The sequence below is a fragment of the Pseudomonas rhizozeae genome, from assembly GCF_031583775.1.
In the GTDB taxonomy this organism is placed as follows: domain Bacteria; phylum Pseudomonadota; class Gammaproteobacteria; order Pseudomonadales; family Pseudomonadaceae; genus Aquipseudomonas.
In genome coordinates, this window is the sequence record NZ_JAVLSB010000021.1 from 316,313 (window position 1) to 342,111 (window position 25,799).

A 25,799-nucleotide genomic window follows, 5' to 3' on the forward strand; every position below is an offset into this window, starting at 1 on the left:
GAGCAGGCTCGCGAATATCAGCGCAGCGAATGCTTCAGGAAACCGCCGCCCGCCGCTTGTCCGCCATCCAGCTGCGACCATACAGCACAATGATCGCCACGATCGCTATCACCTGCGCGCCCAGCGAGTAGGCGTCGGCATGAATCCCCAGCCAGTCGAAGTCGAAGAACGCCACCGGCCGCGTGCCAAAGATCCCGGCCTCTTGCAGCGCCTTGACGCCGTGCCCGGCGAACACCACCGACAGCGCGCATAACAGCGCTGCGTTGATGCCGAAGAACAGCGCCAGCGGCAGTTTCGCCGAGCCGCGCAAAATCACCCAGGCCAGGCCCACCAATATCACCATCGCCGTCGCGCCGCCGGCGAGCACCGCGTTGTGCCCGGCCGGGCCGGCCTGCAGCCACAGGGTTTCGTAGAACAGGATCACTTCGAACAGCTCGCGATACACCGAGAAAAACGCCAGGGTCGCGAAACCGAACTTGCCGCCGCCGCCCACCAGACTGCTCTTGATGTAATCCTGCCAGGCTGCCGCGTGACGCCGGTCGTGCATCCACACGCCGAGCCACAGCACCATCACCGCGGCGAACAGCGCGGTACAGCCTTCGAGCAATTCCCGCTGCGAACCGCTGACGTCGATCACATAGGCCGCCAGCGCCCAGGTCCCAAGCCCCGCCAGCAATGCCAAACCCCAGCCGACGTTGACACTGCGCACCGCCGATTGCTGGCCGGTGTTCCGCAGGAAAGCGAGGATCGCTGCCAGCACCAGGATCGCTTCCAGGCCTTCGCGCAGCAGGATCAACAACCCGGAGACGTAGCTCAGGGACCAGCTCAAGCCATCGCTGCCGAGCTTGCCGGCGGACTCGGTGAGTTTGCTTTTGGCCAACGCCAGGCGCTGCTCGGCCTGCGCCACCGGCAAACCGTCCTGCAAAGACTGACGGTACGCCATCAACGATTTTTCAGTGTCTTTGCGCAGGCTGGCGTCAACGTTATCGAGGGAGCTTTCGACCAGTTCAAAACCTTCCAGGTAGGCTGCCACCGACAAGTCATAGGCTTGGTCGTGCTCGCCGGCGCGGTAGGCGGCGATGCTCTTGTCCAGCGTCGCGGCGGTGTAATCCAGTAACTGCGCCGGGCCGCGTTTGACCTGCGGCGGTTGCGCACGCTGGGCACGGAAGGTGGCAGCGGCCTGCGGGCCGTCAGCGGCGAGGACCTCGGCAGGGGTCTGCCGCGCAAGGTCGGCCAGGTTGTAGGTTTTGTCGGATTGCGCTGACGCTGGGTCGGCACTGAAGCTGGCGATGTAGGTAGCCAAGTCCCAGCGCTGACGCTCATCCAGTTGATCGGCGAACGCCGGCATGTCGGTGCCTTCCAGCCCCTGGCTAACCGTGCTGTAGAGGCCGTAGAGGCTCAACCGATCCATCCGCGCCGCGTCGCGCAGATCCCCCGGCGGTGGCATCAGGCCAACGCCGGCCGGGCCGTCTCCAGCGCCGGCATCGCCGTGGCACACCGAACACTGTTGTGCGAACAGCGGCGCGCCACGCGTGGGGTCCGGGGTGATGATCGGCGCCTGGCTGACCTCATACGCCGCAGCCAGCCGCGCCGACAATTGCCGGGCCTGGCGCGTGACGTCGTTGCCGTCCTGATGCTGGACCACCGCGCCGCGCAGGCTGTCGACGCTCTGCTCGAGTTCAGCCTTATCGGATTTGCCCGGCAGCGCGGCGATCACGCTTTTAAGCGAGCTGATCAATTCCAGTTGCTGCTGGTACCGTGCCTCGTCGATGACCTTGCCCGCCTGCACCGCTTGCGAATAGTCCGCGCCAATGTAATCCAGCAGGTGCAGCGCTTGCGGAGCGGTTTCCTGGGTGTCGGCCAGCAGGTGGGCGCTGCTCAGGACAAGCAGCGGCCATAGCAGCCGGGCCAAGAAACGGGACGGGGCAGTCATGAATGAATCTCAGCAGGAAATAAGAAGTAACACATTGTTCACTTCCAATTGGCTTCACTCAAGCTTTGTTGGCATTTCTTGCAACGGCGCGTGTAGATTTGGCGGCACTTTGCCATTCGTCCCTGCTGTACTTTTCAAGGGAGAACCACCGTTCATGTCCATTCGCCTGCCGTCTCTGCTGGTCCTCCTCGCTTTACAACTCAGCGGCTGCGCGGCTTACCGCAACTACGACCTGGAAATGCAGCAGACCAACGACCAGTTAATGCGCGGCAATTACCAGGGCGCGCTGGATCTGCTGGAAGCGCATAACCCCTGGGACGACAAAGACCTGCTGTATTACTTCGAGAAAGGCTCGATCCTCAGCTTCGCCAATGCCCTGCCACCGAGCCAGAAAGCCTGGCGCAGCGCCGATCAGATGATCTTTCAGCGCGAGGACGCCGCACCATCCGCGGCGATGAAGCTGCTCAGCCGCTTCGGCGACGAGATGGGCACGATGCTGGTTAACGACAAACTGCGCCGGTACGAAGGCTACGACTACGAAAAGGTCATGCTGACCACGCAAATGGCCCTCAACCAGTTGGGCGCGAACGATTTCGACGGCGCCCGCGCCGACATCAAGAAAACCCACGAACGGGAAGCGCTGATTGCCCGACAACGGGAGCGCCAATACGAAGAGCTGGAAACGCAGGCCACATCCCAAGGCATCGCCGTGCAATACAAGGATCTGCAGGGCTATCCCGTGGCGACCCTGGACGCGCCGGCGGTGATCGAACTGAAGAACGGGTACCAAAGCGCGTTCAGCCATTACCTGGCCGGTTTCACCTACGAAGCCTTGGGCGAACGAGGCCTCGCAGCACCGGGTTATCGCCATGCCATCGAGCTGCGCCCGGACTTGCCATTCCTGCAGCAAGCCTTGCGTGACCTCGATAAACCGCCAGCCAAGGCTGATGAAAGCGACGTGCTGATCATCGTGCAAAGCGGGCTGGCGCCGGCCCGCAGCTCAGTGCAGGTGCCCATTCCAGTGCGGCTCAATGAACACCTGGTGATCATCGCCCCGATCTCGTTCCCGGTGATGGTGCCGGACACGGTGACGCCAAGCTTCGACCAACTCATCGTCGATGGCCGTAAACGTCCGTTGACCGTCATCAACAGCACCACCGACATGGCGCTGCGCACACTGCGTGACGACATGCCGGCCATCATTTCCCGGGCGATGTTCCGCGCGAACATGGCGGCAATCAGCCAGGCTCAGGAGAACGAGCGCAACCCGGCGAAAGCGTCGCTGGTGGTCACCGAGCACGATCCTTTTGAAGAGGCCGACACCCGCACCTGGCGCACCCTGCCGGACAAAACCCTGGTGACGCGGCTGCGCCTGAAGAAAGGCAATCATCTGTTTCATGCGCCCAATGCCCCCGGCACCGCGCCGGTGACCTTGCGCATCGACCGCGATCATCAGGTGATCAACCTGCGAGTGCTGAACGTCATCGCCAACATCGTTGGCACCGCCCGGCTGCCGGATCCGACACCGAGCAAATGATGGCATCTGATCAGTAAGCGAGACTAAAAAGCCATTACATAGCCATCATTGCCTGTTTATAATGCCGCGCCCCGGTCCCGCTGACCGGGCACATCGCTCCTCAGTGATTGAGGAATTGGCAGGACGCCAGCGTCCACCGATGGGTCCCTCCAGCCCGACCAGCAAGCGCGGCTGTTAATCACGGAAGAACAACGTCAATGGCCTCCCGCGCCCTCACCTCGCTCGCACTCAGCGCTGTCACTTTGTTGTCCGGCTGTTCGGCCTTTCGCAACTACGATTCGGAACTGGCCCAGACCAACCAGCAACTCGCCACCGGCAATGTCGATGCCGCCCTGACCTTGTTGGAAAAGAACAACACCGGCGAAGACAAAGACCTGCTGTATTACTTCGAAAAAGGTGAACTGCTGCGCGCCAAGGGTGACCTGTCCGGCAGCCAGAACGCCTGGACCAGCGCCGACCAAGTGGTGGGCAAATGGGAAGACTCGGTCAAGCTCGACACCGCCAGGTACGTCGCGCAATTCGGCAGCTTCATGGTCAATGACAAGGTGCGCCGCTACGAAGGCTACGACTACGAGAAAGTCATGCTGACCACGCAGATGGCCCTTAATCTGCTGGCGGTCAACGACTTCGACGGCGCCCGCAGCGCAATCAAGCGCACCCACGAACGGGAAGCGGTGATCGCCGACCTGCGCGACAAGGAATACCTGAAAAGCGAAGAGGAAGCCGAGAAGGAAGGCGTCAAGACCCAATACAAAGACCTGCAGGGTTATCCGGTCGCCAGCCTCGACGCGCCGGACGTGGTCAGCCTGAAAAACAGCTACCAGAGCGCGTTCAGCCATTACCTGGCCGGATTCGTCTACGAGGCCCTGGGCGAAAAAGACCTGGCCGCGCCGGGCTATCGCAAAGCCGCCGAATTGCGCCCGAACACGCCGCTGCTGGAACAGGCGCTGATCAATCTCGACAAACCGACCAAGGGCGACGACAGCGACATCCTGATCGTGGTGCAAAGCGGCCTGGCACCGTCCCGCGACTCGATCCGCATTCCGTTGCCGCTGCCGATCGCCAACAACGTGGTGATCACTCCGTTATCGTTCCCGGTGATCAAGGCCGACACCTCCACCGCGCCCTTCGCGCAGATTGGTGTCGACGGCCAACAGCTCAACCTGACCCAACTCAACAGCACCACCGCCATGTCCCGTCGCGCCCTGCGTGACGACATGCCGGGGATCATCGTGCGCACCACCGTAAGGGCGATCACCCGTGGCGTTGCGCAGAAGAAAATCAACGAAACCAACCCGCTCGCGGGTCTGGCTGTCGGCATTACTTCAGCCGTGCTCGAAGGTGCCGATACCCGTACCTGGCGGACCTTGCCGGACAACACCCAAGTGGTGCGTTTGCGCTTGAAGAAGGGCGAGCACCACGTCACCCTGCCGAGCGCCGTGGGCGGGACGGTGGTCAAGGTCACCGTCGACCAGCGTTATCAAGTGGTCAGCCTGCGGGCGGTGGGCAGCCAGGTGTTCGCCAGCGGCCTCGCCGCGCAGGTGATGCCGAGCGCCAACTCGACCGCCGTGGCCAGCCTCAAACAACCTTAAGAAGGGAGTCTTTGTACATGCGTTGCAAACTTTTCGCCGTCGTCGCCCTGGCCTTGCTGGCCGGCTGCGCGACCCCGCCACCACCGGAGCCGGGCAGTGCCGCGAGCAAAGTGGTGGCGATGGGCAAACTGAAAAACATCGTGGTCGGTGCCATGCGCGTGGCGCGGGAAAACGGCTTCATGACGGTCAACGTGCAGTTGAGCAACACCAGCTACAACAACAAAACGTTCTACTACCGCTTCGCCTGGCTCGGCCCGGAAGGTTTTCCGGTTGCCGAAGAAGAAGTCTGGAAAAGCCAGTTGATGTACGGCGAGCAGACCAGCTTCATCCAGGCGATTGCGCCGACCGCCAAAGCCGTGGATTTCCGTCTCGAGATCAAGACGCCTTAAGCCCTACCCAATTCAGTTGCAGAGAGTATTCCCATGTTTGCACGCTTTTCGTTTATCGCCGTCATCGCCGTCCTGGCCAGCGGTTGCGCCAACACTTCGCCAACCCTGGGCAGCAAGAACATCAGCTACGGCGACACCAAGGCAGTGGAAACGGTGACCAACGAGTTCGGCTCCACCGACCTGCAGATGATTGCCGAGTCCATGACCCGTTCCCTGGCCCAGTCCGGCATTCTGCAGGGCCGCCCGGTGGTTCAGGTCTACGACGTGAAGAACAAGACCAGCGAGTACATCGACACCCGCGAGATCACCACCTCCATCAAGACCCAGTTGATGAAGACCGGTACCGCGCGGTTCGCCAGCGACAACACCGCGATGCAGAGCCAGGTCGACCAGCTCAAACTGCAAAACCAGAGCGGCCTGTACAAGAAGAGCACCGTGGCCAAGACCGGCAACATGATCGCCGCGAAATATCGCCTGGAAGGCTCGATCAGCTCGATCGTCAAGCGCAGCAGCGACTACAAGGACGTCTTCTACAAATTCAGCCTGCAATTGATCGATGTCGAAAGCGGCCTGGCTGAGTGGATGGACGAAAAAGAGATCCGCAAAACCACGGAGCGCTAAGCAATGCGTGCATGGATTGGCATGATGGCCCTGGCGTGCGTGTGCAGCGTGCACGCGGCGCCGAAAGTCGCAGTCACCGACCTGGCTTATCAGGAACGGGTGGAGCAATACATTCACATTATTTCGGCGCAGAGCAGCCACCGCGAAGGCTATTACAGCGCCAGCGGCTCTTCGAGCTACAACGAGATTGAAGCCACCACCAGCTACATCGAGCAGGGTGAGTTGCGTAAATTTACCGGAGACATCAAGGGCGAGATGCTGCGCACCGGGCTGTTCCAGTTGGTCCAAGGCACACCGTACACCGCGTCGTCCAAGGGCGATGTGTACGATGTGATCAAACGGATCAAGGCCGGCCACTTCAAAGGCGCGGACTACGTGTTGTTCGGCACCGTGTCGGACATCGACTTCACCCGCGACATCAACGAACTGGCCAACACTGATAGCTACTCGGCGGTGCTGGCGTTAACGCTGGTTGCAGATTTCAGCCTGATCAACACCAAGACCTATGAGATCACCTCGGCCTTCACCGCGATGGGCGAGGGCCAGGACACCAAACTGGTGAACAACCGCGACATCCGCATCTCGCTCAACCGCCCGCGGGTGGTGCGTGACGTGTCCAAAGCCCTGGGCGAAGACGTCGCCGCGCAACTGAGCCAACAACTCGGCGGTGGCGGTTATGAACAGCCGGGGCAAGCGACACCGCGCAACAACCTGCCACGGGATACCGCGCCGGTGATCTTGCGCTGATTGGGACTGCGGTGGTATTTGGGCTTTGGGTTTTAGGATTGAGGCTGGAGGCTTTCAGGCTTCAGGCTTCAGGCTTCAGGCTTCAGGCTTCAGGCTTCAGGCTTTTGACTTTGTGGCTTTTGACTTTGTGGTGAGGGGGCTTGCCCCCTCACCACAGGCAACCCCACTCACCATGGGGGTTCCACTCTCAATTTTTCTTAAAGCTCTACACCACCGCTTTACGCAACGTCGCCATAAACGCCGCCGCCCCAATGAACAACCCGGCGAACGTGCGATTCATGCGTTTCTGCTGCTTGGGTGTGCGCAACAACCGCAGCAGCCGCGACGCCAATCCGGTGTAACCGGCCATGACCACCATGTCGACGGCGATCATGGTCGCGCCGAGGATCAGGTACTGCGCCACCAACGGCGCCTGCGGATCAATGAACTGTGGGAGCACTGCCAGCATGAACACCAAGGCCTTGGGGTTGCTGGTGTTGACCAAAAACCCGCGAAACATCAGCGCCATCGGCTTGCCGATCGGCCGGCCATCCGCCTCGTCGCTGAGGTCGCTGGGCGGCGCGCGCCATTGCTTGACGGCGAGGTACACCAGGTACGCCACGCCAAACCATTTGATTGCATAAAACGCAGTGGACGATGCCGTGAGAATCGCCCCCAGGCCCGCCGCGACAATAAAAATCTGCAGGGCCAGGCCAAACTGCAAACCGATGGCATTCCAGTAACCGCGCCAGAACCCATAACGTAGCCCGCTGGACATCGATGCCACCGCGCCTGCCCCCGGAGAAATACTGATGACCCAGGCGGCGGCAAAGAACGCCAGCCATGTTTGCAGCACCATTACACACCTCAACTTGGAATCCGCTCAGAGCGAATAAGCTAATCCCGGTTTGGGGCCATGGCTATTGATTTTTTGTCATGCCCGGACCGTCTGTCACGACAGCGCTTCCAGCTCCGCCTGCATGCTTTCCAGCAATTCAAGGGCTTGCATCCAGGCTTCTTCCAGTTCCGACTCGCGAACCTTGAGCTTGGCCTGTTCGGCGAGCAGATCACGCAGTTCGTTTTTGCGTGCCGGCTCGTAAATGTCGCTGTCGCCGAGGCTGGTGTCGATCTTCGCCAGTTTCTCGTGCAGCTTGCCCAGTTCGGCTTCGAGCTTGTCGGCCTCGCGCTTGTGCGGCGCCAGTTGCTGACGCAACGCGGCAGCGGCCTGGCGCTGGGCTTTCTTGTCGGTCTTGTCCGGGTTGACCACCGTGGTGCTCACCGGCGCATTGCGCTGGCGATACTCCACTAGCCAGCGGGCGTAGTCTTCCAGGTCGCCGTCGAACTCTTCGACTTTGCCATCGGCCACCAGGAAAAAGTTATCCGTGGTGCTCTTGAGCAAGTGACGATCGTGGGACACCACCAGCACCGCACCGGTGAATTCCTGCAAGGCCATGGTCAGCGCCAGGCGCATTTCCAGGTCTAGGTGGTTGGTCGGTTCGTCGAGCAGCAGGAGGTTCGGCCGTCCCCAGGCGATCAACGCCAGCGCCAGGCGGGCCTTTTCGCCACCAGAGAAATTCAGCACCGGCTCGTCAATGCGCGCGCCGCGGAAGTCGAAACCGCCGAGGAAGTCGCGCAGGGTCTGCTCTCGTTCGGTCGGCGCCAGGCGCTGCAGGTGCAGCAACGGGCTGGCCTTGGAATCCAGCGAGTCGAGCTGATGCTGGGCGAAGTAACCGACCACAGTGTTCTCGCCACGGGTCAGGCGACCGGCCAACGGCTCGAGTTCGCCGCTGAGGTTTTTGATCAGCGTCGACTTGCCCGCACCGTTCGGGCCGAGCAGACCAATCCGCGCGCCGGGGGTCAGTTGCAGCTTGACCTTCTCCAGCACGGTTTTGTCGCCGTAGCCCAGGCGCGCATCGGACAGGTCAATCAGCGGGCTGGAAATTTTGCTCGACTCGCGAAAGACGAAATCGAACGGTGAATCGACGTGCGCCGCCGACAGTTCTTCCATGCGTTCCAGGGCCTTGATCCGGCTCTGCGCCTGGCGGGCCTTGGTGGCTTGGGCCTTGAAGCGCGCGATGTAGCTTTCCATGTGCGCCCGTTGCGCCTGCTGCTTCTCGTAGGCCTGTTGCTGCTGGGCCAGACGCTCGGCGCGGGCGCGTTCGAAGGCGCTGTAGCCGCCGCGATACAAAGTGATCTTGCGCTGGTCGACGTGGGCGACGTGATCGACCACGGCGTCGAGGAAGTCGCGGTCGTGGGAAATCAACAGCAGGGTGCCGGGGTAACTCTTGAGCCAGTCTTCCAGCCAGATGATGGCGTCGAGGTCCAAGTGGTTGGTCGGTTCATCGAGCAGCAACAGGTCCGAGGGGCACATCAATGCCTGCGCCAGATTCAGACGCATCCGCCAGCCACCGGAGAAATCTCCCACTTGGCGATCCATCTTCTCATTGGTGAATCCCAACCCGGCGAGCAACTTGCGCGCCCGCGCATCGGCAGTGTAGCCGTCGGCGCTGTCGAGTTCCGAGTGCAGGCGGGCCTGTGCCGCGCCGTCGTGGGCCGCTTCAGCGGCGGCGAGGTCACGTTGCACCTCGCGCAGGCGCACGTCACCATCGAGCACGTAGTCGACCGCCAGGCGCTCGAGGGTCTCGATCTCCTGGCGCATGTGGGCGATGCGCCAGTCGGCCGGCAGGAAGCAGTCACCCGAGTCCGGGTGCAGTTCGCCACGGATCAAGGCGAACAGGCTCGATTTGCCGGCGCCATTGGCACCGATGAGGCCGGCTTTGTGGCCGGCGTGCAGGGTCAGCTCGGCGTCTTCTAGCAGACGTTGCGGGCCACGCTGTAAAGTCAGGTTCTGAAGTCGAATCATAATGGCGGCGGAGTCTACCAGCTTCGCTCGCAACTGGCGCGAGTAGCACTATGTCCTCTGACCTGTGGAGCTTTTCCCTGACCCTTTATGCCCGCCCGGGTGTCGAGCAGGTCTGCCTCGATCTGCAATCGGCTGGCGCGACGGTGTGCCTGCTGCTGTGTGCGGCGTGGCTGGAACAACGGGGCGTCACCTTCAGCCAGCCCCGGTTGGAGCGCCTGCGCCAAGTGGCGACGCCGTGGGATCGCGATGTGGTACAGCCACTGCGGGCACTGCGCACGCGATGGAAACCGCTGGCGCAGCAAGATGCAGCGCTCGACGAATTACGCCAACACATCAAGGGCATGGAGCTCGAAGCGGAACGGGAGTTGTTGCGCAGGCTGGAAATCGCGGCGCAGGACTGGCCACGGGGTGAAGCGAAGGATCAGTTGGCGTGGCTGGATGGCGCGGCCGCCGAAGCGGCCGACCTGAACCGCGACGCGCTGCATCGGCTGCGCGTCGCGGTCACCGGCACTTAGGAAGCGCTGGTTGGCGTGCTGCTGGTGGTCGGCGCCGGGGTTGGCGTCGAAGCTGCGGCAGGTGCGGTCGAAGTGCTGGCCGCTGGCGCTGGCGATGCCGCCGCCGGAGTGGCTGGCTTGGACGCCGGTGCAGTCGCTGGCTTGGCCGCGGCTGGTTTTTTCACGGCTGGCTTAGCGGCCGGTTTAGCAGCGGCTGGCTTGGCGGCGGCAGGTTTGGCAGCTGCTGGTTTAGCTGCTGCTGGCTTAGCGGCAGTGGCAGGCTTGGCAGCGGTGGCTGGTTTAGCAGCGGCCGGTTTGGCCGGGGCTTTGGGAGCAGCCGGTTTGGCCGCAGGTTTTGCGGCAGGCTTGGCGGCAACTTTTGCAACAGCGGGCTTGGCCGCAGCGGTTTTGGCTACGGCCGGTTTCGCGGCTGGCTTGGCGGCAGGCTTCGCGGCAGCGGTTTTAGCAGCCGGTTTGGCCGGTGCTTTGGCCGCCGGTTTGGCCGCAGTTTTTACCGCTGGCTTAGCGACTGGTTTTGCCGCAGCGGTTCTGCTGGCGGCAGGCTTGGCAGCAGGTTTAGCCGCAGCGGTTTTCACCGGTGCTTTGCTCGCAGCCGGTTTCGACGCGGCGGTGGCTGGCTTCTTCGCAGCAGGCTTGGCAGCCGGCTTGCTGGCAACTTTTGCCGGGGCTTTCGCCGCGGTTTTTGTGGCAGGTTTAGCGGCCGGTTTGGACGCTGCGGTTTTCGCTGGAACGGCTTTTACCGTGGTCGATTTTGCCGCCGGTTTTTTCACTGCCGCAGCGGCCGGCTTGGCCGAACGCGAGGACAGGACCTTGGCCACGGCGTCTTGCACACGGCCTACGCCTTGCGCCAGTTTCAGGCTTTCCTGAGCATCGCGCTTGAGTTGCAAAATGTAGGTGCGCGTTTCGGTTTGACGATCTTTCAAGGCATCCAGCAAGTCTTCAAGTTCCTTGACGGAGCCCTTGGCTTTGGTCTGCGCCTTGGCCTTACCGGCCGATGCGGCGTCCTGCAATTTGGTGCGGGATTTGTGCAGTTTTTCTTGCGCCTTGCCACGTTGTTTTTCCAGCTTGGCGAGCAGTTTTTCAGCATCAGCCAAGGCTTGGGAACAAGCGTTTTCCAAATGTTCGAGCAGACTGCCCGAGAGCTGTTGGAGTAAGTGCAACGGAGTATTTACAGGCTTCTTGGTGGCCGACATGGTTTACCTCCTGGCTGACGTGAATGCGGCTCATACTAGACCTCTGCTGCTACCGCCGCTAGGTCATCTTGACACTAACAAATGCAGTGCGTTGCACCGAGGCGCAAAACTTCTGCGTGCGAGCGAAAGCAGTTCACCGTTCGCCGCATTCACACTGGCATAATCAGCCGCATCTCAGGCCGGAGAGTGCCCATGTCGCGTTACCTTTTTTTACCCCTGTGCGTGTTCTTTTCCATGGCTCATGCGGCGGAAAAACCCGTCGATAAAAACGCCGACACCGACAGTCGCAACCTCGCGTACAGCCTGGGCGCCAGCCTGGGTGAGCGGCTGCGCCAAGAGGTCCCCGAGCTGCAACTGCAAGCCTTGATCGAAGGCTTGCAGCAGGCCTATCAAGGCAAGCCACTGGCGCTGTCGGATGCGAAGATCGAGCAGATTCTCGCCGACCATGAAGCCCAGGTCGCAGAACAACCGGCGGCCCCGCAAAGCGAAGCCGCGATGCAGGCAGAAGAACGTTTTCTCACCGCGGAAAAAGCCAAGCCCGGCGTGCGCGAGTTGGCCGACGGCATCCTGCTGACCGAACTCGCGCCCGGCAACGGCCCCAAGCCCGGCGCGAATGGACGCGTGCAAGTGATGTACATCGGACGCTTGCCGGACGGCACGGTGTTCGATCAGAACAGCCAGCCGCAATGGTTCAGCCTGGACAGCGTGATCAGTGGATGGCGCAGCGCGTTGCAAAACATGCCGGTGGGCGCGAAGTGGCGTTTGGTGATTCCGTCGTCCCAGGCCTACGGCGCGGACGGTGCCGGTGATCTGATTGCACCTTTCACGCCACTGGTGTTTGACGTGGAATTACGCGGCGCCACCAGCTAACGGTTGAACCGAAAAACGGCGCGCAATGCGCACCGTTTTCTGGCTTCACGTGTGTATCAGGATCGGGTCAATCGGCGATTCAAGCCTGGACCGAATCGACTTCCTTATGCGCGGTGTGCAGGACTTCGATCAGGCAGTCTTCGAGTTCGAAGCGTTCGTGTAACAGCCCGCCCAGCTCCTTGAATTTCTCGGCGACGCACTTGCCTTCATCGCACAGGTCGTTGAACGCCAGCAGCTTCTCGGTGATCACGTCAATGCGTGGGTAGATCGTGTCGGCCAGTTCCAGGCCGCGGGTGTCGTTGAAGGCCTTGGCCTCCCCGGTCAATTGTTCGTAGATCTCGAAGTGGCCCGCCGAGACGTAATCGACCAAAACGCCGCAAAATTCCTGCAACGGTTTACGGGTTTCGCCCAACGCTTCAGGCTTGGCGCCGAGCGCATCATAGGCCTGAACCAGTTCTTGACGCTCCTGCAACCAGCGGTCGATCAGCAGATGCACCCCACCCCAGCGTTCCTGAGCATTCTGACAACTTTCGAGCATGGTGATCTCTCTTCCCTTATGGGTCATGCTGCTCTACACCTGCGCAATCCTGAGGTCAGCATCGGTCAGGCAGAGCGTCATCGAGCAACATAATTCCAATGACACGTGCGGGCCAGATTATGCCCGCACGACACTGGCTTCAAGGTACGCACGCGATAAAGTTCATACAAGTGTTTAATCCGCCTGCCCCCGTGGATGCGGCGACTCGCCGCTGAGCGGTCGTCGCCAGGAGCGCCAGACAATGCGCAGCAACTGGTACGCGCAGAGGATCGTCATCAGCAAAAAGAACATCAGGCTCCACTCCGGGACGCTCAGGTCGAACAGCGTCCAGGAAATTTCCACGCAGGTCTCGCGGCTGTTAAACAGTTGCTGCAGCACGCAGCGCAACGACACGATCGGGGGCTCCGGCGCGCAGGTAAAGGCTTGGTGCAGCGGGTCGGTTTGCACCACCACTTGGCGCCACGCGGTCGCCATTCCCGCGACACTGCCGAAGCAGCCCAGCAACCAGTACAGCGCACTGCCAAGGCGCCGCGGCCCGTGCAGGGTCGCGACCAGGCACACGGCCGTCAGCCCTAGCAGGCACCAGCGCTGCAACAGGCATAGCCCGCAGGGGGTCAGCCCCACCGCATATTCCAGGTAATAGGAAACGCCCACAGCCAGGGCACCCGCGATGAAAGCCATGAAAAACAAGGAGCGTGAGCAGGCCAAAGACATGGCTTATCCGTAACAGTAAAGACAGGCGGTTACGGTAGAGGAAAGCGCGCCGGCCTTTCAAGGCGCGGGGATGGCGACTCTTCAGCAGGCATGTAGGGAAAACCCGACAAACAGGTGAGGAATAGGTGTAGCCCCTTGTAAGACGTTACCCAAAACGTCCTACACCGGTAATTTTTCCGGCTTGAAAGTACCGGGGCCGCCGCCGTGGGGCGACCTCGTTTAGGCGCAGGTTTCAGCCGCGCACGGCCACCGGCAGCGGCGCCGCCAGCAGGCGTTCGTCCAGCAGGCCCAGGCCTTCCTGGAACAATTGATTGCTGCGCTCGGTATCCCCCAACTGCGCCAGCAAACGTGCCAGTTCGGCACAGGCTTCAGGGTTGCGTTGCACCCGCAGGCTGCTGTCCAGATAGTCCCGCGCCTTGCCCCACAAGCTGCTTTGCAAACACAGACGACCGAGGGTCAGCAGCAAGCTCGGGTCGGCGGGATGGTCCTTGAGCCAGCCTTCGGCGGTTTGCAATTGCTTCGCCGGATCCGCACCGCGAACCAGCCCATACAAACGCGCCAGATGACTGTCGTATTGTCGCTTGAGCGCTGTGCGCAGCACGTCTTCAGCTTCGACCTGGGCACCCAGTTGACGCAGTTGCTCGGCATAGGCCAGCACCAGTTGCGGTTCCTGACGCTGGGCCGAACTCAACTGTTGCCATGCCCGTTGCAGCGACTGCAAACCGACCGTTCCGTCTTCATCGCGATGGGCCGCCAGGCTCAGGTTCTCGCCCCACGCACGCCGTTCGAGGTCGGCCAGTTCGCTGGCCGGCAATACCTTGTCTTTGCGCAGTTCGGGTAGCAAGCGGATCACCGCCGACCAGTCGCCCCGCTGCTGATGCAAACGCTGCAACTGCCGCAGGACCTGCACGCTGTGCGGGTGGCGCGCGTGCATCGCTTGCAGGGTCTCCAGAGCCGCTTCGGTGTCACCGCGATCGGTCTGCAACTGCGCGTGACTCAGGGCAATCGCCAATTCCGCCTGAGGCTGACGTTCAAGCGCACGCTCCAGCAGGCTGTCGCTCTGCTCGTAATGCCCCTGTTCGTTGGCCGCACGGGCGGCGCCGAGGTAGTAGAGCAACGGCTGACGCTCGGCTTCAGCGGCGCGGTGCAAATGTTTCTGCGCACTGGCCCAGCGACCTTCGGCCAGATCGAGCTGGCCATGCTCGATGGCTACCTGAACACGCCGGCTGCGGTTGCGCCGCGACCAGGGATTGACCACGCCACTGGAGGTCATCACCAGTTCGACCAGCGCCTTGATACCCCAGAACACCAGCCACAACACCGCCACCAGTGCCAAGGTCGCCCAAAGACTCGATTCGAAGCGAAAGCTCTTGTACGCGATCAGCACGTAACCGGAGTGTTCGGCGATCGCCAGGCCCAGAGCAGCGGCGGCCGCGATAACGATGAAAACAATGAGGTAAAGACGCTTCATGGGGCCGTCTCCTGCGCAGAGGCTGCGTCAGGTTTGGTCAGCGGCTTGATCGATTCTTCAGCGTTGACGTTGCGCCGTTGCAGGTAGCCCTGCACCGCGCTTAGCGTGCCGGTCATGTCCGGGGTGGCCACGGTCACCGGCTGCTTGCTCAGCTCGCCGACCTGCTCGAGCATCACTTTGCTTTGCGGGTTGTCCGGGTTGAAGTTGCCCTTGAGTACATCCCGCGCTTCCGCCAGGGCCTGGGTGTAAACCGGCGCCTGGCCGTTGAGCGCCGCCCATTGCGCCTGTTCCAGCGCCAGGCTGAGGGCCAGGCGCACTTGGCTCAAACTCTGTCCGGCGAGCAAGGGGCGTACGTTTTTGTCTGCGTTGAAATCGATGCGAACGTAATGGGAAATCTGATCCCACCACTGCGCCCAGCGACTGGCGCCGTCGCCATCGGCGGTCAGGCCCAGCAGCGACTCGCCGCGATCCTTGTACTCTGGCGCCAGCTCGGTGAGGTTGATCACTTGATCGCGCAGGGCACCGATGCGCAAGAACAACCCGGTACGATCTGGCTGTTCAGTACTGCGCAACGCGACCAGGGTTTTTGCCACTTGCTCGCGGGCGGCGAAGGCACCGGGGTCGTTTTGTTCGCGGAGGATTTCGTCGGCGCCCTGTACCAGCGCCTGGGCGCTGCTGATGTCTTGCAAGGCTGACAAGCGCAGGCTGGCGAGGCGCAACAGGTGCTCGGCCTCGGCCAGGCGCCAGTCTTTGCGGCTGGCGCCGAGAACGGTTTCCAGACGCTGATTGAGTTTCTGCTGATCGCCTTGCAACTGCGCCACCAGGCGACGGCGTTCTTCCAGCTCCTCAGCACCTGGCAGCTGCGCGAGGCGATCGGTCAAGCGCTGCTCATTGAGCTTTAGGCTTTGCGCCTGGTCATTGAGCACCTGGACCTGGCTCGACTGCTGCTGGTTGTTCGCTTGCAGATGCCGCACCTGCCAGACACCCCAACCGCCTACGGCCACCCCGGCGGCGCCCAGCAACAGCGCGACCACTGCCAGCCCGTTGCCCCGGCGCTGCACGACAGCAGGTGGCGGCATTTCAACCGGTGTATCGATCACAGGCTGGACATCATCTTTAGGCAAGGCTGTTTCGCTCACGTATCCATCCTTTGCATTAGAGAACGGGCACGGGTTGCTCCCGTAACGCCGTCAGCAAAGCCGCGGCATTGGCGCCACGACAATCCACAACTGTTTGGGCACCGGCGGCACGCGCCAGCTCGGCAACCCTAGGGCTTGGTACAAACAACGGCAACCGCGCCAGGCGGGGCCAGGCATCGCCGGCCAACCGGTGCAGGTGCTCGAAACCCTGTCCACTGCTGACCACCAGGCCGTTCAAGCGTTCCGCTTCGATCTGCCGGGCGAGTGCCGCCGGCGGGTAGTCCGGCAAGCGGCGGCGGTATAACTCCAGATAGTCGACGTTAGCACCTTGCAGGCGCAAACGCTCCGCCAGCAGCTCACGCCCGCCCTCACCGCGCAGGATCAGGACCTGGGCTGCGGGACAAGCGACCGCCTCACGCAGCGCTGGCAGCTCAAGCAGTGCTTCGCTGTCATCGCCGTCGGCCGGGGTAAAAACCCGCAGCCCGCGCTCGATTAAAATTTGCCCGGTCGCCGCGCCTACGCTGAACCATGGCTGGGCCGGCACTTGCGGCCCATATTGATCGAGCAAGGCCAATCCTAGGCGAGCGGCCGGTTTGCTGACGACAATAACCGCGCAGTACTGATCCAGACGTTTGATCAACGCCCGCTGCGTGTCATCGACCGACAAGGGCTCGATCTCAAGCAAAGGGAACAGGCTGCTGACAACGCCTGACTCGGCCAGCGTGCTGGCGAGCGCTGCCGACTCGTCATGAGGACGGGTCAACAGCAAACGCCAGCCATTCACTCGTGGCCCGCCTCGCCATACACCGCTTTGAGGATGTCGGCGGCGCCCTGACTCAGCAGATCTTCGGCGACCTGCACGCCCAGGGTCTCGGCGGCGATGCGTGGGGCGCGGGCCTCGGCGCTGAGCAGCAGGCCGCCACTCGGATCACCCACCAGGCCGCGCAACCAGATCTGCTCGCCTTCGAGCACCGCGTAGCAGGCGATCGGCACCTGGCAGCCGCCGTTCAGGTGCTTGTTCAAAGCACGCTCGGCGGTGACGCGGGTGGCAGTGTCCTGGTGATGCAGCGGCGCGAGCAGCGCGTGGATTTCACTGTCAACGCTGCGGCATTCGATGCCCACCGCGCCTTGGCCACCGGCGGGCAAGCTGTCGTCGACGCTGATCGCCGAAGTAATGCGGTCTTCGAAACCGAGACGAATCAGCCCGGCGGCGGCGAGGATAATGGCGTCGTATTCGCCGGCATCGAGCTTGGCCAGCCGCGTATTGACGTTGCCGCGCAGAAAGCGAATCTGCAGGTCCGGACGGCGGGTCAGCAACTGTGCCTGACGGCGCAGGCTGGAAGTGCCGACGATGCTGCCCTGAGGCAACTCTTCAAGGCTGGCATAGGTGTTGGAGACGAACGCATCGCGCGGGTCTTCGCGCTCGCAGATACAAAAAAGGCCCAGGCCTTCGGGGAAGTCCATGGGCACATCTTTCATCGAATGCACGGCGATGTCGGCCTGGTTTTCCAGCAGCGCGGTTTCCAGTTCCTTGACGAACAGACCCTTGCCGCCGATTTTCGACAGCGGCGAGTCGAGCAGTTTGTCACCGCGGCTGACCATAGGCACCAGTGTCACCCGCAACCCCGGATGAGCCGCCTCAAGACGGGCTTTGACGTATTCGGCCTGCCACAGGGCAAGAGCACTTTTGCGGGTGGCGATGCGGATCTGGCGAGAGGACATGGATCAATCCGTACTGAAAAGATACGGCGGATAATAACAGCTCAGCCCAATCCGGCTTGGCCTGAATCAGGCATCGCGTGGCCTCCCTGGCCGCAAATGACCCTGAGAATGTGCGACAAAACCGCGCGCCAGTGACGGATTACAGCTGTTGCATCATCTTGCGCACACCGGCGACGTGGCGGCGACTGACGATCAATGCGTCGCCATTCAGGCCTTTGAGGAACAACTGGAAATGCCCCAGCGGCGTGCGCTGCAGGCGTTCGATCCGCTCGCGGGCCACCAGCGCATTGCGGTGGATGCGCACAAAACGCTCGCCGAACTCGTCTTCCAGCGCCTTCAGCGGTTCGTCCAGCAGCACCTCACCGCCCTCGTGGCGCAGGGTCACGTACTTGTGGTCGGCGATGAAGTAGACCACTTGGTCCAGCGGGATCAGTTCGATGCCTTTGCGGGTGCGGGCGCTGATATGGCTGCGCGGGCCACTGCCGCTTTCGGCGGCGGGTCGAGTCAGCGCGGCCAGTTGCACACGGTTCGGCCGCTCGGCTTTTTTCAAAGCTTCGAGCAATTGCTCGGGCTTGACCGGTTTAACCAGGAAGCCAACGGCGCTGGCCTGCAAAGCGTCCAGGGCGAATTCTTCTTGGGCGCTGCAAAACACCACGGCGGGTGGCGCCTCGCGTTCGCACAGGCGGGCGGCCACTTGCAGGCCGTCGAGGCCAGGCATGCGGATATCGAGCAGCACGATGTCCGGCTTGTGGCTGTCGATCAGGGCCAACGCCTCTTCGCCATTGGTGGCGCTCGGCTCCAAGACACTGTAACCCTCGAGCTCGCCGACCATACGGCTCAGGCGCTCGCGGGATAGGGGTTCGTCATCAACGATCAGGACATTCATAGAGCACTGGATTCCTGCGTGAGTCTCGCGAAAAGAAAGCGTAGACAGGTGAAGTGACGTCCGTCACAGCGATCCACGCTAAGACTAGCCCGTGGGTCAAAAAGTGCCGTACGTCGGGTTGCAATATTTGCCAGAACCCGCGCGATACTGCTCAAACCCCGCTGTTGCCCGCCTTCGCCGGTGAAATTGCCGAGAGACAAAACGCCCACTCCTCTCTTCTTATAGTCGGCGGCCAGCACTTTGCATGGCTTGATGGCGCCGATCCTACTGTCCAACTGTAGACGCTCGCCGGAACGATATTGCTCAATCGAAAAATATCGTTGCGTTTATTGCTGTCGGAACCGCCAAAGCGCGCCTGTGTCAGCAGGCGAAAACGTATCGACCAGTGTCAGCGCCAGCCTTGGCAACCCTGTTATTATCCGCCGCAGCTTTCCATGCCCTATTTTCAACAGCCGATCACGAGCGAATTCATGAGCACTGACAAGACCAATCAGTCCTGGGGCGGCCGCTTCAGTGAACCCGTCGACGCCTTCGTCGCCCGCTTCACCGCCTCCGTCACTTTCGACCAGCGCCTGTATCGCCACGACATCATGGGCTCCGTCGCCCACGCCACCATGCTGGCCAAGGTCGGCGTGCTGACTAACGCCGAACGCGACAGCATCATCGATGGGCTGAAAACCATCCAGGGCGAAATCGAGGCCGGCCAGTTCGACTGGCGCATCGACCTGGAAGACGTGCACATGAACATCGAAGCACGCCTGACCGACCGCATCGGCGTCACCGGCAAAAAACTGCACACCGGCCGCAGCCGTAACGACCAGGTAGCCACCGACATCCGCCTGTGGCTGCGCGATGAAATCGACCTGATCCTCGGCGAAATCACCCGCCTGCAAAAAGGCCTGCTGGAACAAGCCGAGCGCGAAGCAGGCAGCATCATGCCCGGCTTCACCCACTTGCAGACCGCGCAGCCAGTGACCTTCGGCCACCATATGCTGGCCTGGTTCGAAATGCTCAGCCGCGATTACGAGCGCCTGGCGGATTGCCGCAAACGCACCAACCGCATGCCATTGGGCAGCGCTGCGCTGGCCGGCACCACTTACCCGATCGACCGCGAATACACCGCGCAACTGCTGGGCTTCGATGCTGTAGGTGGCAACTCGCTGGACAACGTTTCCGATCGCGACTTCGCCATCGAGTTCTGCGCCGCCGCCAGCATCGCGATGATGCACTTGTCGCGGTTCTCCGAAGAGCTGGTGCTGTGGACCAGCGCGCAATTCCAGTTCATCGATCTGCCGGACCGTTTCTGCACCGGCAGCTCGATCATGCCGCAAAAGAAAAATCCGGACGTGCCGGAACTGGTTCGCGGCAAGAGCGGCCGGGTGTTCGGTGCGCTGATGGGCCTGCTGACCTTGATGAAGGGCCAACCGCTGGCCTACAACAAGGACAACCAGGAAGACAAAGAACCGCTGTTCGACGCCGCCGACACCCTGCGCGACTCGCTGCGGGCCTTTGCCGACATGATCCCGGCGATCAAACCCAAGCACGCGATAATGCGCGAAGCGGCGCTACGCGGTTTCTCCACCGCCACCGACCTGGCCGACTACCTGGTACGCCGTGGCCTGCCGTTCCGTGACTGCCACGAAATCGTCGGCCATGCGGTGAAATACGGCGTGGAAAGCGGCAAGGACCTGGCGGAAATGAGCCTCGAAGAATTGCGCAAGTTCAGCGACCAGATCGATCAGGACGTGTTCGCCGTGCTAACCCTGGAAGGCTCGGTGAACGCCCGTGACCATATCGGCGGGACTGCGCCGGCGCAGGTCAAGGCTGCCGTGGTTCGTGGCCAGGCGTTGCTCGCCAGCCGCTAAAAGCTTCGCGGGCAGGCTCGCTCCCACCGGGTTATGCGTACTCTGTAGGAGCGAGCCTGCTCGCGAAAGCAATCTTGAAGACGCTACAAAACACTACTTCTTGGACGCGATCATCGCCATAAACGCCGGCATCGCCGCGTCTTTGTCCGCCGCGATCCGCTGCACGTTCGGATTCTGCTCCAGCCGCTCCAGCAGCGCCTTGGCGGCAGGCATCGCTTCCAACAGATCGATCCCAAACAACTTGCCGCCGACCGCACAGGCCAGCGGTACGCTGTACAGGAAGTAAATGTCCGCGATGCTCAAACGGTCGCCCGCGACAAATGGGGAAAACTCGGCATGCCGGGCCAACGAGGCAAAGCCCAACAGCAACTCCGAGCGTGTCTTGTCCTTGATCGCATCCGGGACGTGTACGCCGAAAAACGCTTCGCCGTAACAGGCCCGCGCCGGCAATTCGATGTACAGCTCGATTTCCTTCGCCAGCGCCAGCACCTGGGCGCGCGCGAAGCCGTCCGCGGGTAACAGCGCCGGGCCTGGCTGGCTGTGTTCGAGGTAGTCGAGGATCACGCTGGTTTCGTTGATGAAACCCTGCTCGGTCTTGAGCACCGGGACTTTGCCGCGCGGGCTGATGGCCAGGGCTTCCGGGGTCTGGCCGGCGTAGAACGGCACTTCCTCGAACGGCAAGCCTTTTTCCAGCAGTGCCAGTTTGACCATGTTGTAGTAGTTACTGACGGAAAATCCGTAAAGCTTGAGCATCACGCAGCCTCCAGGCCGTGTCGGGGTTGGCTGCCCCCGTTATAGATCCGCGGCCCGCTTCCCGCCAGCAGCATCACCGCGCTGAATGCAGGTAAACTGGCAATCTTTTCCCGAGGAGCCTGCCATGAGCGAGCCAACCCCCATCGACGACGATGAAGAAGCCTTCACCGAAGACACGTTGATCGAAGCCATCGAAAACCAGATCGAAAGCGACAACCCGCCGGCCGCCAAAGCCACTTTCAACAAACTGACCCTGGTGGGCTACGAGCGCGAGGAGATCCTCAACCTGATGGCCCATGTACTGGCGGTGGAAATCGACGCGATTCTCGAAGAAGACCGCGCGTTCGACACACAATGGTACGAAGCCGCCCTACGCGCATTGCCTGAGTTGCCGCCGGAGAAAAAATAAGCCTCACCGTAGGGGAGCGTTCAGCTCCCACACAAATTGTCACCCATCACGCCTGCCTTCTTCCGGAGCCTGTCTACACTGCAAGCACTCCGTCTCTGGCGGACCTGCTGCACAAGGCGTTCTCAAGGTAAAAATCCCTGCCACGAGCACTGGACATGCCGCGCGAGTCGGCTCACCTTAGGGGCGCTGTCGTCTAATTCCTAGAAAGTCTGGAGTCCTTATGTCGCTTACCCCTGAGCTGGTTGCCGAACTGGAAATCCTTGCACTCTTCAACCTGGACAGTTCCCAGGAAGGTTTGAAAATTCATCAGACCGCCGCCCCCAAAGCCATTGCTGCTGCCCAACGCCTGTACGAAAAAGAACTGATCGACCAACCCGATGGCGGTTACCTGACCAGCCTGGGGCGCGATGCCGCGCAAAACATACAAACCGTGCTGACCATTCTGAGCGTCCAGGAAACAGCCTGAATTATCCCCGCATCGCCCACGGAAACCCTGTTTTCGGGATTTCCGCGGGTAGTCTGTCGGCCGACGCTACAAATTTGGCGTCAGAAAACAAATTCAGCTTAAAAGTCCCCAGGTCCAGGCGCTAAACTGCCGCTCATTCCAAGACCCCTTGCCGCGAGCCGGTTTGAGCTGAAATGACCCGCACCCACGAAATCCGTCCTGATTTGGATGAAGGCATCGATCGCAAGGTTCTTAACCAGTTGCGCGCGCGTTTCTTGAAGCTCAACCAAGGCCGCATGGCCCGCGCCATGGAAGGTTTGTCGACGCGCCAGCAAGGCGTTCTGACCCTGCTGCCGCTGTTTTTCCACGTCAATCATCCGTTGTTGCCGGGTTATGTCTCCGGCAGCACGCCAGCCGGGCTGTCGAATTTCGAACCCGATGCCAACGCCCTCGCCGAAGCCCAGCGGCTGACCCGCTCGTTCTCCTACAAGCCGCGCCACGGCAGCAACCCGCCGCGGCCGATTCACGGGCTGTTTCTGATGGGCAGCCTCGGCACGTTGGCCCAGGCTGACCAAAGCGACATGGACGTCTGGGTCTGCCATGGCCCGGACCTCAGCGAAAACGAGCTGGCCGAACTGCGCAAGAAATGCCAGTTGCTCGAAACCTGGGCCGCGAGCCAGGGTGCCGAGGCGCATTTTTTCCTGATCGACCCGGCCCGCTTCATCGTCGGCGAACGCGATACGCAACTGAGCTCGGAAAACTGCGGTTCCACCCAGCATTACTTGCTGCTCGACGAGTTCTACCGCACGGCGATCTGGCTGGCCGGGCGCACGCCGATCTGGTGGCTGGTGCCGGTCTATGAAGAAGCCAGTTACGACCTCTACACTCACGCCCTGCTGTCCAAGCGCTTTATCCGTGCCGATGAAACCCTCGACCTCGGGCACCTGGCGCACATCCCGCCCGGCGAGTTTATCGGCGCCGGACTCTGGCAATTGTTCAAGGGCATTGAATCGCCGTACAAATCGGTGCTCAAACTGCTGCTGACCGAGGTTTACGCCAGCGAGCACCCCAAGGTTCACTGCCTGAGCCTGCGCTTTAAGCAAGCGGTGTTCGCCAACCAGCTCGACCTCGACGAGCTAGACCCGTACATGGTCGTCTATCGCCGTATTGAGGAATACCTCTCGGCGCGCAACGAGCCGGAGCGCTTGGAACTGGTACGCCGCGCCTTGTATTTGAAGGTTAATCGCAAGCTCACCGGCCCCAACGCCCGCAGCCAGAGCTGGCAGCGCAGCCTGCTCGAACGGCTGGCCCACGAGTGGGGCTGGGATCAGCGGCAATTGGCGCTGCTCGACAGCCGCAGCCAATGGAAAGTGCGGCAGGTCAGCGCGGAGCGACGGGCGCTGGTGAATGAGTTGAACTACAGCTATCGCTTCCTGACCCAGTTCGCGCGCACCGAGCAAACCGTTAGCCTGATCAATAAACGCGACCTCAATGTGCTCGGGCGGCGCCTGTACGCGGCGTTCGAGCGCAAGGCTGACAAGGTGGAGTTCATCAACCCCGGAATCGCCCCGGACCTGGCCGAAGACACCCTGACCCTGGTGCAATCGCGCAACAAAAAAGAGCCTGGGCAAACCCAGTGGGGCCTGTACAACGGCAGCCTCGGGGCCCATGAGTGGGAACACTTCGCGCCGATCAAGCGCAGCCGCGAACTGCTTGAACTGCTGACCTGGTGCCACCGCAACGGCGTGATCGACAGCAGCACGCGCCTGGCCCTGCACCCCGGCGCCAGCGATTTGAGCGAATTCGAGCTGTTCAACCTGCTCGGTAGCCTGCAGCAGACCATCGCCCTGCCCTTGCCGACCGTTGAAGAAGAACCGCTGTTGCGCGCCAGCGTGCCCGACGAAGTGCTGATTCTGGTCAACGTCGGCGTCGACCCGCTCAAGCATCACCGCGACCTGAACATCCTGATGACCACCGAGCGGACTGACTCGCTGAGTTACGCCGGCGTGCGCGAGAACCTGGTGTTGACCCTCGACCAAGTGACGCTTAATAGCTGGAATGAAACCCTGGTCAACCGCTTCGACGGCCCGCACGCGTTGCTCGACTGCCTGCGCGACTACCTCAACAACCTGCCGACCGGGCTGCGCCAGCCGAAATTGCGCGTGCGCTGTTTCTGCCACAACCGCGCGCAGTTCATCGCCCAGCGTGTCGAGGAGATCATCGACACCGCGCAGACTTTGCTGATGAGCCAGCTCAACCACCGCTACCTGATTCAGGTGCAGCAGCACTATCACGTACTGGAGTTGGTGCCGGGGCAGGTTAACCATGTGCCGCTGGCCAGCCTGCCGGCGCTGCTCGATTACCTCAGTGAAGAACTGCCGAGCTACAGCCCGTTGCACCTGGACCCCAAGGCCCTGGAAGACCACGACCTGGCGTTGATCCTGCCAATGGGCCAGCCGGACTGCATCCAGGTGTTTTACCGGGTGCATGAGCAATACGCCGATCTGTACGTGCTGGATGAATTCAACGCCTTGTGGCAACAGCGTTTGCCGTATCACGATGAACCCAGTCTGCTGGTGCCCTTGCAGCGCTTTCTGCAATCGATTCTGTATCGACGCGAAGCGTTATTACCGATGGAAACCGCGCAGCCGAGCATGCTCGATACTTTGTATTACCAACTGTTGCCATCTGGACCTGTGCGAGCGCGCCGGGTCGAACCACGGCCGGCGCCGCAGACGCCGCTGGACAAGCCGTTCTACGACGTCCAGGCGATCATCGGCAAAGGCGCGCCCGGTGAGGTGCACGTCACGTTGTATTGCAATCAGCGGGAGTTTTCCGAGCTGGAGCACGGCGACGAATTGTTCGGCGTGGTCGCCCGAGAGATCGTCGAGCAACGCCGGGAAGTGCAGCGCTACCGCTGTTACATCACCGACCTGGACCTGTCAGGCCTGCTCGGCGATGGCCAGGGTTCGAGCCAGTTGTACTTGCGCTACAAGAGCGACCTGGAACGCGCGCTGAACGAGGCACTGGACCAGGTCTGAGGGCGGGTCACTCCGGGAAGTCGCCGCCATTGGCGGGCTGCGACTCGACTTCCAGCAACGTCAGCTTGAGGGTTTTGCCCAGCGGTGCCGGCCAGTCGATGTGCTGGCCGACTTTCAGGCCGAGCAAGGCGCTGCCGACCGGCGCCAGGATCGAAATCCGCCCAGCGTCAGCGTCCGCGTCCTTGGGGTAGACCAGGGTCAGGTGATAGTCCTTGCCGCTGACTTCTTCACGGCAGTGCACCCGGGAATTCATGGTCACGACATCGGCGAGCACTTCGTCGTGGCCGACCAGGGTATCGGCGCGGTCGAGCTCGGTTTGCAGTGCGATCACGCCCGGCAGCGTGTCATCCAGGCTGTCGATCAGGCGCTCCAGACGTTGCACGTCCAGACGGGTAAGGGTGATGGAAGGTGCGGTCATGATCCGGGCAGACTCCTTTCTTCTGCACAAAAAAAGCAAAACCCCGCCAGAAACAGGCGGGGTTTTCACGGGCCTCGGTGGATTGAGGCGTAGCCGGACACTATCACAGCTCAATAAATATACAAGCCGGGGCCAGGAGTGGAATGACCTGTGGCGAAG

The 25,799-nt window shown here is 61.7% G+C and carries 24 protein-coding genes; 11 read left to right on the forward strand and 13 right to left on the reverse strand.

The annotated features are described in order from the left end of the window. Positions 1-34: 34 nt before the first annotated feature. Positions 35-1,933 carry an FTR1 family protein gene (locus RG836_RS05775; protein ID WP_310843948.1) on the reverse strand — a complete coding sequence of 633 codons (1,899 nt, stop codon included), beginning with the start codon at positions 1,931-1,933 and terminating at the stop codon, positions 35-37. A 154-nt stretch (positions 1,934-2,087) separates the two neighbouring features. Here RG836_RS05775 and RG836_RS05780 point away from each other — a divergent pair, with 154 nt between their 5' ends. From RG836_RS05780 to RG836_RS05800, 5 genes are all read left to right on the forward strand, one after another. Continuing rightward, positions 2,088-3,470, forward strand: a complete 1,383-nt coding sequence (locus RG836_RS05780) for a COG3014 family protein (protein WP_310843949.1) — start codon at positions 2,088-2,090, stop codon at positions 3,468-3,470. A 197-nt stretch (positions 3,471-3,667) separates the two neighbouring features. Continuing rightward, positions 3,668-5,062, forward strand: a complete 1,395-nt coding sequence (locus tag RG836_RS05785) for a COG3014 family protein (RefSeq protein ID WP_310843951.1) — start codon at positions 3,668-3,670, stop codon at positions 5,060-5,062. A gap of 17 nt (positions 5,063-5,079) precedes the next feature. Then, positions 5,080-5,451 carry a YcfL family putative periplasmic lipoprotein gene (locus RG836_RS05790; RefSeq protein WP_310843953.1) on the forward strand — a complete coding sequence of 124 codons (372 nt, stop codon included), beginning with the start codon at positions 5,080-5,082 and terminating at the stop codon, positions 5,449-5,451. A 33-nt stretch (positions 5,452-5,484) separates the two neighbouring features. After that, positions 5,485-6,072, forward strand: a complete 588-nt coding sequence (gene lpoB / locus RG836_RS05795) for a penicillin-binding protein activator LpoB (protein ID WP_310843955.1) — start codon at positions 5,485-5,487, stop codon at positions 6,070-6,072. A gap of 3 nt (positions 6,073-6,075) precedes the next feature. Then, on the forward strand, positions 6,076-6,819 hold the full coding sequence (locus tag RG836_RS05800) for a penicillin-binding protein activator LpoB (RefSeq protein ID WP_310843956.1): 744 nt from the start codon (positions 6,076-6,078) through the stop codon (positions 6,817-6,819). A 205-nt stretch (positions 6,820-7,024) separates the two neighbouring features. Here the strand turns inward: RG836_RS05800 and RG836_RS05805 are convergent, their stop codons facing one another. Together RG836_RS05805 and RG836_RS05810 are read right to left on the reverse strand one after the other, a co-directional pair. Then, positions 7,025-7,657 (reverse strand): LysE family transporter, encoded by a 633-nt coding sequence (locus RG836_RS05805; protein ID WP_310843957.1) that lies wholly within the window; start codon positions 7,655-7,657, stop codon positions 7,025-7,027. A 93-nt stretch (positions 7,658-7,750) separates the two neighbouring features. Continuing rightward, positions 7,751-9,661: an ATP-binding cassette domain-containing protein gene (locus RG836_RS05810; RefSeq protein WP_310843959.1), complete on the reverse strand. Its 1,911-nt coding sequence runs from the start codon at positions 9,659-9,661 to the stop codon at positions 7,751-7,753. A 50-nt stretch (positions 9,662-9,711) separates the two neighbouring features. Between RG836_RS05810 and RG836_RS05815 the strand changes: the two genes are divergently transcribed. Then, the gene (locus tag RG836_RS05815; RefSeq protein WP_310843961.1) at positions 9,712-10,176 is read left to right on the forward strand and encodes a TIGR02444 family protein; all 465 of its coding nucleotides are present in this window, start codon (positions 9,712-9,714) and stop codon (positions 10,174-10,176) included. Here the strand turns inward: RG836_RS05815 and RG836_RS05820 are convergent. Next, positions 10,173-11,369, reverse strand: coding sequence for an AlgP family protein (locus RG836_RS05820; protein WP_310843963.1), 1,197 nt, complete (start codon positions 11,367-11,369; stop codon positions 10,173-10,175). The two genes, RG836_RS05815 and RG836_RS05820, sit on opposite strands and share 4 nt — an antisense overlap. 192 nt (positions 11,370-11,561) lie before the next feature. On the opposite strand from RG836_RS05820, the gene RG836_RS05825 reads away from it, so the two are divergent. Beyond that, positions 11,562-12,239 carry an FKBP-type peptidyl-prolyl cis-trans isomerase gene (locus tag RG836_RS05825; RefSeq protein ID WP_310843965.1) on the forward strand — a complete coding sequence of 226 codons (678 nt, stop codon included), beginning with the start codon at positions 11,562-11,564 and terminating at the stop codon, positions 12,237-12,239. Between the two features lie 79 nt (positions 12,240-12,318). Here the strand turns inward: RG836_RS05825 and rsd are convergent, their stop codons facing one another. From rsd to RG836_RS05860, 7 genes are all read right to left on the reverse strand, one after another. Continuing rightward, entirely contained in the window at positions 12,319-12,777 is a 459-nt protein-coding gene (gene rsd / locus RG836_RS05830) for a sigma D regulator (protein WP_310843967.1), read from the reverse strand. Between the two features lie 174 nt (positions 12,778-12,951). Beyond that, positions 12,952-13,491: a disulfide bond formation protein B gene (locus RG836_RS05835; protein WP_310843969.1), complete on the reverse strand. Its 540-nt coding sequence runs from the start codon at positions 13,489-13,491 to the stop codon at positions 12,952-12,954. A gap of 232 nt (positions 13,492-13,723) precedes the next feature. After that, complete coding sequence (locus RG836_RS05840; RefSeq protein WP_310843971.1) at positions 13,724-14,962, reverse strand: heme biosynthesis protein HemY; 1,239 nt, start codon at positions 14,960-14,962, stop codon at positions 13,724-13,726. Then, complete coding sequence (locus RG836_RS05845; protein ID WP_310843973.1) at positions 14,959-16,101, reverse strand: uroporphyrinogen-III C-methyltransferase; 1,143 nt, start codon at positions 16,099-16,101, stop codon at positions 14,959-14,961. Before RG836_RS05845 ends, RG836_RS05840 begins: the two co-directional genes overlap by 4 nt. Before the next feature lie 16 nt (positions 16,102-16,117). Then, a complete protein-coding gene (locus RG836_RS05850) occupies positions 16,118-16,885 on the reverse strand; it encodes a uroporphyrinogen-III synthase (RefSeq protein ID WP_310843975.1) in 768 nt (255 codons plus the stop codon). Continuing rightward, positions 16,882-17,823: a hydroxymethylbilane synthase gene (hemC, locus tag RG836_RS05855; RefSeq protein WP_310843977.1), complete on the reverse strand. Its 942-nt coding sequence runs from the start codon at positions 17,821-17,823 to the stop codon at positions 16,882-16,884. Before hemC ends, RG836_RS05850 begins: the two co-directional genes overlap by 4 nt. 139 nt (positions 17,824-17,962) lie before the next feature. Beyond that, the gene (locus RG836_RS05860) at positions 17,963-18,709 is read right to left on the reverse strand and encodes a LytR/AlgR family response regulator transcription factor (protein WP_310843979.1); all 747 of its coding nucleotides are present in this window, start codon (positions 18,707-18,709) and stop codon (positions 17,963-17,965) included. A gap of 470 nt (positions 18,710-19,179) precedes the next feature. On the opposite strand from RG836_RS05860, the gene argH reads away from it, so the two are divergent. Next, positions 19,180-20,574, forward strand: a complete 1,395-nt coding sequence (gene argH / locus RG836_RS05865; protein ID WP_310843982.1) for an argininosuccinate lyase — start codon at positions 19,180-19,182, stop codon at positions 20,572-20,574. A gap of 93 nt (positions 20,575-20,667) precedes the next feature. Here argH and RG836_RS05870 read toward each other — a convergent pair whose 3' ends face one another. After that, a complete protein-coding gene (locus tag RG836_RS05870) occupies positions 20,668-21,327 on the reverse strand; it encodes a glutathione S-transferase family protein (protein ID WP_310843983.1) in 660 nt (219 codons plus the stop codon). Between the two features lie 124 nt (positions 21,328-21,451). Here RG836_RS05870 and RG836_RS05875 point away from each other — a divergent pair, with 124 nt between their 5' ends. The 3 genes from RG836_RS05875 to RG836_RS05885 all read left to right on the forward strand — a co-directional run bounded on the left by RG836_RS05875 (position 21,452) and on the right by RG836_RS05885 (position 25,222). After that, positions 21,452-21,736 carry a hypothetical protein gene (locus RG836_RS05875; RefSeq protein WP_310843985.1) on the forward strand — a complete coding sequence of 95 codons (285 nt, stop codon included), beginning with the start codon at positions 21,452-21,454 and terminating at the stop codon, positions 21,734-21,736. A gap of 220 nt (positions 21,737-21,956) precedes the next feature. Then, positions 21,957-22,202 (forward strand): TIGR02647 family protein, encoded by a 246-nt coding sequence (locus RG836_RS05880; RefSeq protein WP_210641984.1) that lies wholly within the window; start codon positions 21,957-21,959, stop codon positions 22,200-22,202. Positions 22,203-22,375: 173 nt separating this feature from the next. Next, positions 22,376-25,222, forward strand: a complete 2,847-nt coding sequence (locus tag RG836_RS05885; protein WP_310843988.1) for a class I adenylate cyclase — start codon at positions 22,376-22,378, stop codon at positions 25,220-25,222. Between the two features lie 7 nt (positions 25,223-25,229). Here RG836_RS05885 and rnk read toward each other — a convergent pair whose 3' ends face one another. Beyond that, positions 25,230-25,640, reverse strand: a complete 411-nt coding sequence (gene rnk, locus RG836_RS05890; RefSeq protein ID WP_310843991.1) for a nucleoside diphosphate kinase regulator — start codon at positions 25,638-25,640, stop codon at positions 25,230-25,232. Between the last annotated feature and the right edge of the window lie 159 nt (positions 25,641-25,799).

What these genes read in the sequence shown, in the direction of transcription:
- RG836_RS05775 (WP_310843948.1), bottom strand. Translation starts at nt 1,933, where the DNA reads ATGACTGCCCCGTCCCGTTTCTTGGCCCGGCTGCTATGGCCGCTGCTT.
- RG836_RS05780 (WP_310843949.1), top strand. Translation starts at nt 2,088, where the DNA reads ATGTCCATTCGCCTGCCGTCTCTGCTGGTCCTCCTCGCTTTACAACTC.
- RG836_RS05785 (WP_310843951.1), top strand. Translation starts at nt 3,668, where the DNA reads ATGGCCTCCCGCGCCCTCACCTCGCTCGCACTCAGCGCTGTCACTTTG.
- RG836_RS05790 (WP_310843953.1), top strand. Translation starts at nt 5,080, where the DNA reads ATGCGTTGCAAACTTTTCGCCGTCGTCGCCCTGGCCTTGCTGGCCGGC.
- lpoB (WP_310843955.1), top strand. Translation starts at nt 5,485, where the DNA reads ATGTTTGCACGCTTTTCGTTTATCGCCGTCATCGCCGTCCTGGCCAGC.
- RG836_RS05800 (WP_310843956.1), top strand. Translation starts at nt 6,076, where the DNA reads ATGCGTGCATGGATTGGCATGATGGCCCTGGCGTGCGTGTGCAGCGTG.
- RG836_RS05805 (WP_310843957.1), bottom strand. Translation starts at nt 7,657, where the DNA reads ATGGTGCTGCAAACATGGCTGGCGTTCTTTGCCGCCGCCTGGGTCATC.
- RG836_RS05810 (WP_310843959.1), bottom strand. Translation starts at nt 9,661, where the DNA reads ATGATTCGACTTCAGAACCTGACTTTACAGCGTGGCCCGCAACGTCTG.
- RG836_RS05815 (WP_310843961.1), top strand. Translation starts at nt 9,712, where the DNA reads ATGTCCTCTGACCTGTGGAGCTTTTCCCTGACCCTTTATGCCCGCCCG.
- RG836_RS05820 (WP_310843963.1), bottom strand. Translation starts at nt 11,369, where the DNA reads ATGTCGGCCACCAAGAAGCCTGTAAATACTCCGTTGCACTTACTCCAA.
- RG836_RS05825 (WP_310843965.1), top strand. Translation starts at nt 11,562, where the DNA reads ATGTCGCGTTACCTTTTTTTACCCCTGTGCGTGTTCTTTTCCATGGCT.
- rsd (WP_310843967.1), bottom strand. Translation starts at nt 12,777, where the DNA reads ATGCTCGAAAGTTGTCAGAATGCTCAGGAACGCTGGGGTGGGGTGCAT.
- RG836_RS05835 (WP_310843969.1), bottom strand. Translation starts at nt 13,491, where the DNA reads ATGTCTTTGGCCTGCTCACGCTCCTTGTTTTTCATGGCTTTCATCGCG.
- RG836_RS05840 (WP_310843971.1), bottom strand. Translation starts at nt 14,962, where the DNA reads ATGAAGCGTCTTTACCTCATTGTTTTCATCGTTATCGCGGCCGCCGCT.
- hemC (WP_310843977.1), bottom strand. Translation starts at nt 17,823, where the DNA reads ATGTCCTCTCGCCAGATCCGCATCGCCACCCGCAAAAGTGCTCTTGCC.
- RG836_RS05860 (WP_310843979.1), bottom strand. Translation starts at nt 18,709, where the DNA reads ATGAATGTCCTGATCGTTGATGACGAACCCCTATCCCGCGAGCGCCTG.
- argH (WP_310843982.1), top strand. Translation starts at nt 19,180, where the DNA reads ATGAGCACTGACAAGACCAATCAGTCCTGGGGCGGCCGCTTCAGTGAA.
- RG836_RS05870 (WP_310843983.1), bottom strand. Translation starts at nt 21,327, where the DNA reads ATGCTCAAGCTTTACGGATTTTCCGTCAGTAACTACTACAACATGGTC.
- RG836_RS05875 (WP_310843985.1), top strand. Translation starts at nt 21,452, where the DNA reads ATGAGCGAGCCAACCCCCATCGACGACGATGAAGAAGCCTTCACCGAA.
- RG836_RS05880 (WP_210641984.1), top strand. Translation starts at nt 21,957, where the DNA reads ATGTCGCTTACCCCTGAGCTGGTTGCCGAACTGGAAATCCTTGCACTC.
- RG836_RS05885 (WP_310843988.1), top strand. Translation starts at nt 22,376, where the DNA reads ATGACCCGCACCCACGAAATCCGTCCTGATTTGGATGAAGGCATCGAT.
- rnk (WP_310843991.1), bottom strand. Translation starts at nt 25,640, where the DNA reads ATGACCGCACCTTCCATCACCCTTACCCGTCTGGACGTGCAACGTCTG.